12 protein-coding genes are annotated in these 14,010 nt (G+C 43.3%); 4 read left to right on the top strand and 8 right to left on the bottom strand.

The genetic code is table 11. From position 1 onward, the window contains the following. Nucleotides 1-10: 10 nt before the first annotated feature. The 3 genes from EIH25_RS01580 to EIH25_RS01570 are packed head-to-tail and all read right to left on the bottom strand — an operon-like array spanning nucleotide 11 to nucleotide 2,442. Nucleotides 11-871 carry an aldose 1-epimerase family protein gene (locus EIH25_RS01580; RefSeq protein WP_124098174.1) on the bottom strand — a complete coding sequence of 287 codons (861 nt, stop codon included), beginning with the start codon at nucleotides 869-871 and terminating at the stop codon, nucleotides 11-13. Between the two features lie 54 nt (nucleotides 872-925). Continuing rightward, nucleotides 926-1,603 carry an SH3 domain-containing protein gene (locus EIH25_RS01575; protein ID WP_124098173.1) on the bottom strand — a complete coding sequence of 226 codons (678 nt, stop codon included), beginning with the start codon at nucleotides 1,601-1,603 and terminating at the stop codon, nucleotides 926-928. A gap of 44 nt (nucleotides 1,604-1,647) precedes the next feature. Continuing rightward, a complete protein-coding gene (locus tag EIH25_RS01570; protein WP_124098172.1) occupies nucleotides 1,648-2,442 on the bottom strand; it encodes an amidohydrolase family protein in 795 nt (264 codons plus the stop codon). 471 nt (nucleotides 2,443-2,913) lie between these two features. On the opposite strand from EIH25_RS01570, the gene EIH25_RS01565 reads away from it, so the two are divergent. From EIH25_RS01565 to EIH25_RS01555, 3 genes are all read left to right on the top strand, one after another. After that, entirely contained in the window at nucleotides 2,914-5,259 is a 2,346-nt protein-coding gene (locus tag EIH25_RS01565) for a vWA domain-containing protein (RefSeq protein WP_124098171.1), read from the top strand. Nucleotides 5,260-5,530: 271 nt separating this feature from the next. Next, complete coding sequence (locus EIH25_RS01560) at nucleotides 5,531-6,454, top strand: NPXTG-anchored protein (RefSeq protein ID WP_124098170.1); 924 nt, start codon at nucleotides 5,531-5,533, stop codon at nucleotides 6,452-6,454. Between the two features lie 232 nt (nucleotides 6,455-6,686). Continuing rightward, a complete protein-coding gene (locus EIH25_RS01555; RefSeq protein ID WP_124098169.1) occupies nucleotides 6,687-7,595 on the top strand; it encodes a hypothetical protein in 909 nt (302 codons plus the stop codon). A gap of 96 nt (nucleotides 7,596-7,691) precedes the next feature. Here the strand turns inward: EIH25_RS01555 and EIH25_RS01550 are convergent, their stop codons facing one another. The 4 genes from EIH25_RS01550 to EIH25_RS01525 form a co-directional block, all read right to left on the bottom strand. Continuing rightward, the gene (locus tag EIH25_RS01550; RefSeq protein WP_206425672.1) at nucleotides 7,692-8,126 is read right to left on the bottom strand and encodes a hypothetical protein; all 435 of its coding nucleotides are present in this window, start codon (nucleotides 8,124-8,126) and stop codon (nucleotides 7,692-7,694) included. Between the two features lie 524 nt (nucleotides 8,127-8,650). Beyond that, a complete protein-coding gene (rpsI, locus tag EIH25_RS01535) occupies nucleotides 8,651-9,052 on the bottom strand; it encodes a 30S ribosomal protein S9 (protein WP_124098167.1) in 402 nt (133 codons plus the stop codon). 17 nt (nucleotides 9,053-9,069) lie between these two features. Then, a complete protein-coding gene (gene rplM / locus EIH25_RS01530; RefSeq protein ID WP_124098166.1) occupies nucleotides 9,070-9,498 on the bottom strand; it encodes a 50S ribosomal protein L13 in 429 nt (142 codons plus the stop codon). A 248-nt stretch (nucleotides 9,499-9,746) separates the two neighbouring features. Next, entirely contained in the window at nucleotides 9,747-10,568 is an 822-nt protein-coding gene (locus EIH25_RS01525; protein WP_124098165.1) for a hypothetical protein, read from the bottom strand. 565 nt (nucleotides 10,569-11,133) lie between these two features. Here EIH25_RS01525 and EIH25_RS01520 point away from each other — a divergent pair. Further along, a complete protein-coding gene (locus EIH25_RS01520) occupies nucleotides 11,134-11,898 on the top strand; it encodes a sporulation initiation factor Spo0A C-terminal domain-containing protein (RefSeq protein WP_124098164.1) in 765 nt (254 codons plus the stop codon). Between the two features lie 492 nt (nucleotides 11,899-12,390). Here EIH25_RS01520 and EIH25_RS01515 read toward each other — a convergent pair whose 3' ends face one another. Next, entirely contained in the window at nucleotides 12,391-13,974 is a 1,584-nt protein-coding gene (locus tag EIH25_RS01515) for an FAD-dependent protein (protein ID WP_124098163.1), read from the bottom strand. Nucleotides 13,975-14,010: the final 36 nt, after the last annotated feature.

Genomic DNA, 14,010 nt, shown 5'->3' with positions numbered 1-14,010 from the left:
CGGAAACCGTTCAGCCCAAAACGATATTATATCTGAACGAATGCTCCCCGCCCGCCTCAAGCTTAACGGCATGAGGCTTCCTCTCGATTTCTTCAAATTCGTCGTCGGCATACACCGGGACTGAAGACCAGGGCTCAAGACACACAAACGCGGCGCTGTTATCCCCCGCAGGCGACCATACGGCTATGCATCCGCTCAAGCTCTGATATTCGACGGTCACAGCTCTCTCTGACTTATCCGATTTCAGCGTCACCGAGCCTGACTCCGGCGCTTCCTTCATAAACACGTCATGATCAAAAAGCTCTCTTGAAAGCCTGATTACCCTTCCGTTGTCAAGAACAGTCCTTTCCCCTTCAGGAACTCCCTGCACGATCTTTTCAGGTTTGTCAAACTCCAAATAATAGTCGTCAAAGCTAAGCCCTTTTTCAAGCGGACAGCTGAAAGCCGGATGCGCGCCGGTATAGAAATACATCGGTTCCTTACCCGTATTCACAGTTCTATACTCGGCCTCAAGCCTATTTCCCGCAAGCCTGTAGGAAACAATAAACTCAAAATCATACGGATAAACCTTTTTGGTTTCCTCCGAGGACCTGAGCACGAAGCTTACGGAAGCTTCGTCTGCTTCGAGAAGCTCAAATCTGCTGTCCCTCGCAAATCCATGGTTTGAAGGCATCACATATTCTTTTTTGCCGGCGGTATATTTTTTGCCCGCGGGAGAGCATACGAACGGAAACAGTACCGGAGCATATCTTTTCCATGCGTCGCCGCACTGCCAGAGATACTCGCAGCCGCCGTATTTCAGCGAATGAAGCTCCGCCCCCCAGCTGTCGGCGGATATTTCAAGCGCTTCATTTTTCAGAGTTATCAGCATAAAAATCATCCTTTCGTCAGAGCAGTTCGTCAGCCTTAAGCTGTCTTAAAGATATCAATCGGTTTCTTCCAGCAGTCCGCGCATTACCCAGCCCGAGGTTCCGTTATAGGTTACATACACCCATTTTTCATCCTCATTATTCGGATTTGAGGTCTGGGCTGTTCCGTATATGTATTCGCCGTCCGGTATCTTCAGCTGGATCTCGTATTCCTTCGACGGACCGAAGCGGAGGTTAAGATATGTGGTATCGGAAACGACGAGATACTTATGCTTCACCTTAAATTTATCCTCTGCAAGCGGCTTATACAGCTTGTCCGCAGTAAACGCGGTGGTAGTCGTTTTTGTCTGCGAAGCTGTCTTTTTAGTGGTCTTTTTCGTTTTCTTTTCAGACGTGATTATTTCGGCTCCTTCAGGAATAGTATATAGAGTCGTTGTGGTAGATAAAGTAGCCAGAATATCAGGATCGGGCTCGTCGTCTTCCGAGTAGGGATTTTCCAGCGTTCCTCCGGTAACCGCGGAGGTAGTAGTATATCCCCCGATATCCTCGTCGTCCGCGTCAGCCTCGGCGTTGCGCGAAGCGGTTTTGGTCGTACTTACATATTTACGGGAGGTAACCGCGGTTTCAGATTCTGTTTCCGGCTGCTCCGTATTCCCCGTTACAAGTCCGCAGCCGCTTAATACGCACAACGCAAGCAGCGCGGCGGAAAAAGCTTTAAGATAAGATAATTTCATTGCAGCCGACTCCTTTCAGCATATATGAAAAACAGCAGTATTTTTTATGTTATGTTTAACAGACGGCAGGCGTTTTTGCAGAAGATCTTTTCCTTGTCATCGTCCGAAATATTCAGCGAATCTATCTTTTGAGCTATCAGCGCCGGACTCTGCCAGGGACAGTCGCTTGCAAACAGTATTCTGTCGCTGCCGTGCCTGCTTATTATCTTTTCCATCAGCCTGTTATCGCAGTCCAGGGAAAAGCTGGTGTCAAGATAGACCTCTCCGCCGCACCCGGCAAGACAGTCCAGAACTCTCTCCCACTCGCCGTTTCCTCCGAGATGTGCAAATATTATCTTCATTCCTCTGTGGCGGTCCGCCGTTTCTCTCGCAAGCTCCGGAGGACAGTGTATCAGCTCAGGGGAAACGCAGTCATAGCCCGCATGAAAGGTTACCGGAAGCTCAAGCCTTTTTATTTCGTCGTAGACAGGATCCATTCTCTTTTCATTAACCATAAAATCCTGATAGTCGGGATGAAGCTTTATGCCGTGAAGTCCCAGCGATTTAATACGCTCCAGCTCCTCGGCATAGTCGTCTGCGTCGGGATGAACGCTTCCGAAGGAAATAAACCTTCCGCCGTCCTGCTGAGCCGCCCAGTCGTTTATCACCTTCTGCTGTGAAGGCTTTGTCGCGATAGGCAGCAGCACTCCCCTGTCTACTCCCCATTCGTCAAAACGTTCTACAGTCTGTTCCGCAAGACCTCGGGTATACGGCTCGATACCGCAGATATCCTGAAGCTTCTGTACCGCTCTGTCCGCGACCTTCGGATTAAACGCATGAACATGAAAATCAATCAGCATTAAAACATTTCCTTTCGATAAAAAACGCCGCCTTTGAAAGGCAGGACGGTCAAAAACAAAACCCCTGCCCGTATGTAAGCGATGTTTTTCAAGCCTATTGTAGATCATTATATCACAAATACTGCCGTTTTTCAAGATTATATCTGATTTTTCACAATTCTCATTCATTATTACACAATATCAACACATTCAGGCTTCCGGCTGTATATAGCAAAATCAACGCATAACAGCGCAGCAAGCTCAGGCCATTAATTAACTATGACAAAAATAATGTCAGAAGCATGAAATACTTTTGTTAAAAATATTGTGCTTATGCATATTGCAAAAAACGATATTATGTGATAAAATTATATTACAATAGCTATTTTATTTAACGTTTTTAAGGCTCAGTTAACGACGCAGTCCAGCTTACTGCGAAAATAGATTGGAAAACTACTCATTTCAGTTACTAAAACGAAAGCAGGTTTATCAATGAAAGAAAAAATGTCGGCAGCCGAAGCGCTTGCAAAAAAGAACTCCAGACTAACAAAATCCGGAAACAAAATTCCTCTTTTCATTTTTCTGGGCGCACTCCTTGCGGCAGTTATAATTGCCGCTGCCGTAATAGGATACCAGATCGTTGAAAGCAACCGTATCTCAAAAGCAAAATCAATAATCAAGCAGCTTGATATAAGCACTACGTTCAAGGAACCTGAATTTGACGACGAAGGCGACTGGGACAACGACGGGATCGCAAACGCCAAGGAAGAGCGCGAAGGCACCAATCTTCAAAACGAGGATACCGACGGCGATGGAATTTCGGACGGCGACGAGCAGAAGCTCGGAACAGACCCTACCAATCCTGATACCGACGGCGACGGACTGCTTGACGGATATGAAATAATGGCGGGGACCGATCCGAGAAAATCTTCAACCGACGGAAAAACAGAGGACGCTCAGCGGGAGCTTACGGTAAAAAGAGAAAAAGGTCAGGTAACTCTTGAGATAACAGGGGACGCCAACGTTGCCAGCGCCACTATCGAACAGCTGGACATTTTCGGGATCTCTTCAAATACCAGCATAGTCAGCAACGCATATGATTTTTACTGCGATTATGACTTTAAATCAGCAAAGGTCACATTCAAGCTTGACAGCTCAAAAATAGAGAAGCTGGGATATTCATATGACGATCTTACGATCCTGAACTTCAACCCCGCGACCTTGCAATATACGAAAGTGGAATCCTCCGTCGATAAAAATAACGGTACTATCTCGGCAGAGCTTTCGCATTTCTCTACATATGTAGTCGGGGTGGAGAAAACGGTAAACGATGAAGCTACTACAAGAATAGCTTTTCTTGTCGATAATTCCGGCTCAATGTATCCAAAGGAGCTTTGTCCGCCTTCGACTGAAAACGACGTGGATTTCAAGCGTCTTGACTTCGCAAGCAGCCTGATAAATAAAATTGAAGGAGATTACGCCTTTTCGATTTCAAAGTTTACCGGAGATTATGCCCAGCTTCAGGATTTTACCGACGACCGCAAAAAGCTTAAGGACGCTCTGGACAGTATCAGAAATGAAACGGAAATATTCACCGGCACCCACAGTCAGACCGCTCTTGAGCTTTGCATGAATGAATTTTCCAGCGATACGGACAAAAATTACAGAAATATCATCGTTATGCTCACCGACGGCGGTTCTGACGAAAGCAACCCGAAATCAATCGAACAGCTTGCAAGTATAGCAAAAGACAAAAATATAATCGTTCTTACGGTAGGTCTCGGCCGCGAGGTAGACAGAAGCTGGCTTCAGGAACTGGCTTCGTCAACCGGAGGAAAATATTATTCAGCTTCCGACGCAAACGCCCTGGACGACGTTTACAAACAGATCGTTACAACGCTTAATTACGATATAGTCAGCTACTCCGATTCTTCCGACACCGTAAGCGGCTATTCGCTCTACAACACCGGATTTGACCCTGAAACAAACGGATTCTGCTTCAAAAACTTCAGAACTTCTACCGTCTCCAGTCTGGATTTCGGTCTTGCGGTCATGGCGAGAGACTGGTACCTCGGAAATGTTCCCCTCTCCCTCGGAGCGCTTTCTCCCAAAGACGTCAGCGCTCAGAAATACGACGCTCCGGGCTATGATTTAAGCGGTACTGAGCTTGCTGAAAAATATGAAAAAGGTACTTCTCTTTATAATATCAAACCCGCCGCGCTTCTCGGCACATACGGAGACGTTACGCTCTACCTTGACTATAACAGCAAGGGTGACCTGCTGAAAATCAAGGACGAATATATTAACGACGCCAAAAACAGCGGATGGGCGGTCGACAAATATCCTATAAACGGCGGAAACCTTGAATGGTCCTCCGTAGAGCTGATGTCGCTGGATATCGCCGGAGGTCTCTCAGAAATAGAAAGCGGCTATTCGGCTTGGGAGGCAGGCTTCTACAGCGCTCTCTACAGATTCAACGCAATGCAGTGGGACGACTCTGAAAGCGAATTCAACCTGACCAACGGAGACGAAGGCTTCAGCAGGCTCACCAAGCTGTTAAGCCAGGGTATTCCGGTCGTTGCCACCATTGACGATACTCATACCGTAAACGCTATAGGTCTTATACAGGATTCCTCGTGCCACAGAAAATATATACTTCAGATATACGACAGCAACTATCCCGGTCAGATAAAGGAGCTTTACATTACCAAATCAATAAAAGGCTCTTTCGATATAAGCAGCGGTCAGGCTAAGCTTACCGGAACAGGATTTTCTTATTCCGCGACCTACGAAGGAAAGCTGGTCGGCGTTTCATTCTCAGACGTTGCTACGCATTGATTTTCTATAGAATTTACAGCAGAAAAATTTCCAGCAGGCGCCGGCTTTTCTACTGTATTTTTTATTTACTTATTTTACATTATATGGAATATAGTAAACGATTTCTGTGTTTGTTGCACAAAAAAGCCACAGCAAGATTGTTAGATATTACAACTTTATTTAGGAATAAAAATTAAAAAAATACTTGATTTTATGGAAACAATCTGATATAATTAATTACAGAATTGAACGACAATTCGTAAACATATTTTTATATGGAGGAGATTTTACAATGAAGATTTCAAAGATTTTTGCAGGAATGTCCGCTTTGGCTGTAGCTGCAGCAATGGCAGTTTCTGCTTCCGCTGCCGATGTTCAGCCTTTTATTAAAGACTGGAAAGTAGCAGAACAGAAAAATGTATTTGCTTTTGAAGGCATGGATACCGCTACAAGATGGAACGGTTCATGGTATCAGTTCTTTTCTACCAAAGAGGATCTCAGCGACGTTACTCTGACATTTACTATCGACACAACAGCTGCTGAATGGGAAGCAGGAGAAGACGGCACTCCTCTTAATGAAGGCGGTTCTTACACAGTTCTCAGAGTTGCTAATGCTGACGAGGCAGATCAGTCCACACAGGCTATGTATGTTGACGGCGCTTCTGTTGGTTATGAGATTGAAAACAACAACGGCGTTTACACTGTAACTGTTCCCGGTTCAAAAATCTATGAGACAGTTGCTGCCGGCGGCGCTTCAGTTGATCCTGTTGAGGCAACAGATGCCGACGGAAACGCAGTAACAGTGTATAACGTTGGTTTCAACATTCAGTTCGGTCATTTTGCCAAGGGCACCTGGTCTACAGTTGTTTCCGGCGATTCCGTGCTTCCTATGGAAATAGGCGAGGACGGCAATCCTTCACCTGTTATCGCAGGCGCAGGCGACACAAGCACTGCTGACAGCGAAGCAGATTCAAAGGATGATTCAACAGCTGATTCCAAAGACGATTCTACGTCTACAGCAGATTCAAGCGCCGATTCCAAGACAACTTCAACTTCTTCGTCCGGATCGACAACTTCTGCTTCAGGAAGCACAACTTCTACAGCTAACGGCGCTTCTGACAACACCAACAACCCAGAAGCTGGCGCTGCTGCAGGTATCGCTCTTGCAGGTATCGCTCTTGCAGGCGCTGCTGTAATTGTTGCTAAGAAGAAATAATTAACACAATCGTGCTGTTAATAAGAGATAATTAAGGCTGCGGATTAATTTCCGCAGCCTTTTTTGTATATTTTCCACTAATGAGTAAACGTTTTCTGTGTATTTTAACGAATTATAATATCTTTTATTGTGCAAATATCATATTGATTAAGCATATAAGATATGCTATAATTTAAAGGTAAAGTTTATGTGGTTTCTTAAATAAAGAAACAATTTATCGGAGGTAATAAAAATGAAGAAATTACTTGCTTCAACTTTAGCAATTTTAATGACAGCTTCATTGCTCACAGCCTGCGGAGATTCTGACGATTCTTCCAGCAGCAAGGCTGATTCATCTTCGGCAGCCGCCGCTTCTACATCTTCAGCAGCTGACGAGTCAAGCGCAGCGGAATCAGCAGCAGAATCTGAGGCTGAATCAGCAGCGGAATCGGCAGCTGAATCTTCTGCTGACAGTGAATCTGAAGCAGACGCTCCAAAAGATATTTCTGAAATGCCTGAAACTCTTAAAAATCTGGATAACGCGTCCTTTACATTCTCAACTGATATGGATGTTGACGATTTTGTCGGACCGTTCGCAGAGGATAAGGGAAACGGCGCATATACTTCGGATACCGGCGAATCTCATGTAGAGCTTTCAATTGAAGAGCTTGAGGGAATCCCAATGCTCCGAGTTCAGACTCTTGATAAAGACGAATACGGCGATTACATGATTCCTAAGATCAGATTTGATATGGCTAAGCTCTTTGCCGGTCAGGAAGAGGATCTGCCAAAGATATTCACTATCAAGATGGATATCGTAACAAAAGCGGTAGGTAATTTTACTGCTGACGACGGCACTGAATCACTGGTTCCCGGCAACTTCCTCGGCGCTGTTGCTACTCAGCCTACTGACGGCAACGGCAGCAACTCATGGAATCAGCTGATTGAATTCAGTGAATCAGAGTGGACTTCTGAATGGGGTTCCTATGAGGTTGTTGTTCGTCCTGGAATCAAGCCTGCGGCTGTATTTGCCGATTCCACCGACGCTCAGTATCTCTCAATTATGAGATGGGGTATGCCTAATGAGGCAGACTTCTATATTGCCGATATTGTATTTGAAGATGAGGACGGCAACGTTATCGAGTGTAATTACGGAAAGTAAATAACAACAGAACATAAATAAAAAGCTGTTTCGTTTTAGCGAAGCAGCTTTTTTGTTGTAACATAACAAAAATACGCTTTGGTTTTTATGTTGCCTTTACGCATTTAACTCTTTGATAAAATCACAGAGATAGTAATACTGAAGATATGCAAACTTAAACTTTTGCGGAATCTCATTGACAAAGTATTGGTCTATAAATTCAATAGCATAATTAATTGAAAAAAGCAAAAAACCGAGCTGTGTTTTTGTTTTTAACGGACAGTTATTATAAAAATAATAATCCTCATATTTTACCAAAATAGTATCATCATAGTTATATGGAGGAAAACTCTTACAGACAGAAAATCCAGCAAGTTTTCCCACCACCACACTAATATCTCTAATCCAAAATCCAATCTTCTTGTCGTTCAAAGTATCTACCGGCGTATATAAAGCACCAAACTCAGCTTTTTGTACATTATTTAATATATCCATCACACCTATAATATGTTTATTTGCTAATCTACTTCCTAAACACAAACAAATACTCATGAGCAATCAGCAGAAAGTTATATTTCACGCTGTTCATTTTTCAATATCGTGTAGATCTGCTAATTCTTTCGAATTATTTTCACATAGAGTTTGTAACTTTTTTTCTGACGTATACGGCATTTCCTTAATCTCATCAACAGATTTTTCATTAATATTGAACAGCATAAATTTTACTCCTTACTTTAATATTTTATCAAAATCTAAAACTATTACAATTATATTTGCTTTATTATACCTTCTAATTCAATTTTCTATAATGTCCTCTTGTTGTAAATTCAATAAATCCTTTATCTCTTAAAATCTGTAATTGTTGACGAATCTTAGCTTCCACATTATTGTTATTGATATGTTTGTCTTGATGACAAGCTGGCTGATGAACTGACTTGACCGAAACAAAAAACCTCTCTGTCGGTCTCCCGACAAAGAGGTTTATATTCGCATTTGTTAGTTAAACAATTTTGTCGAACAACTTCGCAAAAATCTCCCGAAAATACCGTAAAATCGGCGTTTTTGAAAGAAATCTGTTAACGCTTTGAGAACTGAGGCGCGCGACGGGCTGCCTTGAGACCGTATTTCTTTCTTTCCTTCATTCTCGGATCGCGGGTAAGGAAACCTTCCTTCTTCAGCGCCGGACGAAGCTCTTCATTATACTGAAGCAAGGCTCTTGACAGACCATGTCTGATAGCTCCCGCCTGACCTGTTACTCCGCCGCCCTTAACAGTGCAGACAATATCAAACTTATCTGCCGTATCAGTTACGCCGAAAGGCTGACGAACGATAAGCTTAAGAGTTTCAAGTCCGAAATAATCGTCGATATCTCTTCCGTTGATCGTAATTTTACCTGTTCCCTCGTAAATACGAACGCGGGCAACAGAATGCTTTCTTCTACCTGTGCCATAATAAAACGGCTTCTTTGATTCGTACATCTTAATTGCTCCTCTCATTAAAGTTCGTATTTCTCAGGCTTCTGAGCGGCATTGTTATGCTCTGCGCCCTTATAAACTCTCAGTCTCTTTGCAGCGGCTCTGCCAAGCGTATTGTTGGGAAGCATTCCCTCAACGGCAATGGTCATTGCTCTGTCAGACTGCTCAGCCATGAGCTTTGAATACTTAATCTCCTTAAGTCCGCCGATCCAGCCTGTGTGCCACTTGTAGGACTTCTGATCCAGCTTCTTTCCTGTGAGGACAGCCTTATCGCTGTTGATGATGATTACATGGTCGCCGCAGTCTGCATGAGGCGCATAAGTCGTCTTATGCTTGCCGCGAAGAATGTGAGCAGCCTTTGCGGCAACTCTTCCGAGGGACTGACCCTCAGCGTCTAAAATATACCACTTGCGAGTAATATCGCCGGTTTTAGGCATATAAGTTGACATATTTTTTCCTCCGTTCAAATTTGAATTCTGTTATCCCACAGGCAGAAATCACCTGCGGACTCACAACATTAAACATTATACAATACGCGGAATCAAAAGTCAACGGTCAAAATGCCGAATTTTTAATTTATATCCCTTTCACGCTTAAAATCTCTTTGTTTTTCTCGTTTTCTCTCGATTTCTTAAATTTCATTTCATGTTGAAATCATATGACATTTAACGCATAATATACGGCGGTTTTACCGAATTTACGCGGTTTTATATTGAGATGAGCTATCCTTCGGGCTAACAGAATCCCCGTATGAGCCGGAAGACTTCTTATTCAAAAATATCACGTCAAGCAGCTCCTGCCGCTTTTCTCCTTCAAGAGCCTGTCCTGAAAGCGAAACTGAATCAAGCTCCAGACTCTTAAAAGCATAACAGTCATAATCAATTATAAATACAATTTCAAGCTCCGCCCCTGATACCGTATCGTAATCACAGCTTCCCGACACTGTTATATACCGCAGATCCCCGTCCGCGGAAACCCTATATTCTGCTTTGTCCTCATTTATAAACGCGTCGATCTGTTCTCCTATTATATTAGAGCTCTTGTCTGCGCTTATATCGGAAAATTCGTCAATATTGGCGACGTAATTATACTTGACCTGATTGATAAACGTCTGATCGTCAACCCTGAGCGATACTGCAAATCCGTTCTGTAAAACGGCATAGACTGTAAATATAGTAAAAAACACAGCCATGATACTGCTCTGCTTTAAAAGCCTGCATCTTTTATACATATACAGCAGAGGGCATACAACGGAAATTATTTTAAGGTTCTGACAATTCAACCCGAGCTTTTCAAGAGCGCGCATATCTCTGTAGCATATAACCGGACAGCTTATAAGCGCAAAAGCCCATACCAGAATACCAAGCCATTTATTTATAGCATAATTTTCAAGATACAAAGCCAGAACCGGCAGGATAGCTACATACCACATAGCGCCGCTGCGTATCTTAGGCAGCTCGTTTAAATCGATCATATTATCCTGATAATATTGATTTTCCATTTTTATATAAATACTCACTTTAGTGAGCATATCCTCCCTCTTTTTTTGCTGATTGATACTTTTTATTATATATCATACAGCTAAAATAATCAAGCTTATATTTTATCAAATTAACGCTCTCATTATATAAACGGCTCTATTCTGACTTCATTATGCCCCGTCAAAGCTCTTTCCCGTCATTTATATTTATAAATTGTTTATAAAGTATTGAAAGACAATTTATACTTTCTGCCTTTACATTTAAGCGTCTTTTAACTTAAAGCTCTGATAAACATATATTTTAACCAACCTTTTTCGACCTCTTCAAAACAATAAATCGGTTATTTTTATACTATTTTATTAATTATTATTACAACTCTTATGCATTTTTGACAAAATAGCTTATAATTCAAACCTTAAAAAACGCTTTTTTCTCCATACCGCAAACAAATATTTTACGACGTTTTTTAATTTCCGATAAACTTAAGATTAATTGTTTTATGATGTAATTTGCCAAAAGAATTAAATAGAAAACAATCCATTGAAATACCGGTATAAATACGTTATAATCTGAATTGTTAATTTTAATCATATAGGAGGATATATGGAAGTAAATCAGAAGATAATAATCGGCGGAACAGAAAACAGTTCGCTGAAAAAGCTTTCACAGCTATTGAGCAGCGAGGGTATGCAGATTATTGAAACAAGCAGCAGTTCATTGGAAATTTTATTTGAAGTAATGGAAAACAAGCCGGCAGCAGTATTTTTCACATCTGAAACCAGTCAGCCCGAAAAGCTGATCGATAAGCTGCTTAAAATTGATCCCAAGCCGCTCGTTAATTACATTATTCAAAAAGATAGCTTTTTTCAAAGCAGCATAAAATCTGACAAGAACATCACCGTGCTTAAAGAACCTCTCAATATAGAGAATGTTGCCTGCTCAATAATCGGTAACCTGGGAAGAAAAGAAAGCGACATTAAAAACGCAGCGGAATACCTTAGCCGGCTTCACAATTATGTATCGGAAATTCTGTCGCGTTTATGCGTAACGCCGAATTACAACGGTTTCATTTATCTCAGGGAAGCTATAAAAATGGCGGTGCTGGAACCGGTCAACACCAGAAGCTTTTCTAAATGCGTATATCCCCGAATATCTCAGAAATTCCAGTCCAGTACGGCAAGCATAGAAAGAAATATCCGGACTGTGATACAAAAAGGCTGGCAGAGAGCGCCTTTATCCGACAAAGCCGATATTTTCGGAACCTGTGCCGCACGTTCGGAATGGCATCCGACCAACGGAGAATTTATTCTTATTATTGCCGATAAGGTAAACCGTGAAATGAATAATCTCAGCAAGGTCGCAAATTAGACCAGACGTTATTAGTTATTAATAGTTATCATGCATAAGAATAGTTAAGGTAATACCGCAAAATGATTGTGCGCAGGAAGCGCAGACATAAATATCATCGCATAATGTGCAGATCAGCTGAGCGGTCATTGTGCGGTACTGCCTTAATATAAAATGCCGGGAACGAAAAACGTTCCGCTCCCGACATTTTATCTATTTTAACAGCGACAGTTTGGCAGTCGGTCAAAGCTCCCCTGCGGACACAAAAGCGTTTCGTACTCTCCTCTGTGCCACTTCAACCGTACGTTTCAGCTTCTCTATCCGCTGTTAATTACATTTTATGCGCCAAGAGGATTTGTGCTACTTCTGCGTCAGGCTGCTTTCAGCGCAGTTTTCCGTAATCTGCTCAATAATTATATCTTCTGATTCATAATCTGTTATTATCGCTTTAAAATATATAATTTTTTTAATTCAGACAGCATATATAATGCTGTTTTTTTATTGCCTGCAAAGCTACGGAGCCTGTCTTTTCATTATTTCAAGAGCCGTTTTGATTCCGTCTACGGCAGCGGACATAATTCCTCCGGCATAACCTGCTCCCTCCCCGCAGGGAAACAGATTTTCAATTGAAACGGAATTAAGCCTTTCTGTCCTTGTTATACGCACCGGAGAGCTGGTTCTGGTTTCCGGCGCGGTAAGAACGGCATTTCCGTCTGCAAAGCATTTCATTTTTCCTGCAAAACTGTCCAGCCCCTCTGCCAGCATATCAGTAACAAACCCGGGAAATATGCTGCGGAATTCGCACGGCGCTACACCCCTTGCATAGCTCGGCGCAAGCGGCGTGTCAAGATCAGGTCTGCCGCTTATAAAGCCTCTGACGGTTGACGCCGGAGCCTTTAGTCCTCCGCCGGCATAAAAAGCGTTTTTTTCAATCTGTCTGGCAAAATACATTCCGTCAAGGGGAGAGCTTCCGAAATCGGCGGGAGTGACCGAAACTGCCACTGCCGAATTGGCATTTGCTCCGTTTCTGGCATACTCGCTCATACCGTTTGTCACAACCGTACACTCCTCCGACGCCGCCGGAACTACCAAGCCTCCCGGACACATACAAAAGGTATACGCCGCCCGCCCGTCACTTCTCCTGTAGGAAAGCTGATACTCGCCCTTCGGCAGCAAAGGATTTCCGGCGTTTTTTCCGTAAAGACTTCTTTCCACGTCAGCCTGTAAATGCTCGATCCTTACTCCGACGGAAAAAGGCTTGGGCTCCATAAAAACCTGTTTCCGGGCAAGCATTTCAAAAGTATCCCTTGCAGAATGTCCCGTTGCCAGCACCAGTGCGGAACATTCTGCGCTTTCACCGCCGAAGCTTACCGAAACGATCCTGCCGCCGTCGCCTGAAAAGCCGTTTACTTCGCTTGAAAATCTTACCTCGCCGCCGAGGGAAATAATATGCCTGCGGATACTTTTGATGATATTTCTCAGCTTGTCTGTTCCGATATGCGGCTTTGCCCTGGTAAGTATCTCCTGAGGAGCGCCGAATCTGACAAACTGCTCAAGAACATATCTGCACAGCGGATCCTTTATTCTGGTTGTAAGCTTTCCGTCAGAAAAGGTTCCCGCTCCCCCTTCTCCGAACTGAACATTTGACCTTGTATTAAGAGGGCCTCCCCTCCAGTAGGTATCAACGCTCCTCGTCCTGCTGTCTATATCCTCTCCCTTTTCAAGGATAAGCGGCTTGTATCCGTTCTGAGCCAATACAAGGCCGCAGAAAATTCCGGCAGGACCAAAGCCGGCTATACAGACCCTTCCTCTTTTTTTTACGCGGGAAATTTCCGGCTTCAGTTCGCTTGGAGCCGCATATGAAAAACGGCTGCTGCCCCCGCAGAGCCTTTTCTCCTCGGAGACGTCGGTAAGACTGACATAAACCGAATGAACGAAGCATATATCGTTCTGCTTTCTCGCGTCAAGAGAAGTTTTATGGATCTGAGCGGATATTATATCGCACCTGTTCACTCCGGCGAGCCTTACCGCCTTATCTATTATCTCCTCCTCCGAAGCGTCAAGCGAGCTTTTGATCTGATTTATAATTACCGGCATATGCCAACCTCCTGTAGCTGTAAAACACGTTATCAA

Source organism: Ruminococcus sp. Marseille-P6503, assembly GCF_900604945.1.
Classification (GTDB): domain Bacteria; phylum Bacillota; class Clostridia; order Oscillospirales; family Ruminococcaceae; genus FB2012.
Note: the sequence above shows the minus strand (reverse complement) of the source record. Positions and strands in the feature narration are given on the sequence as shown.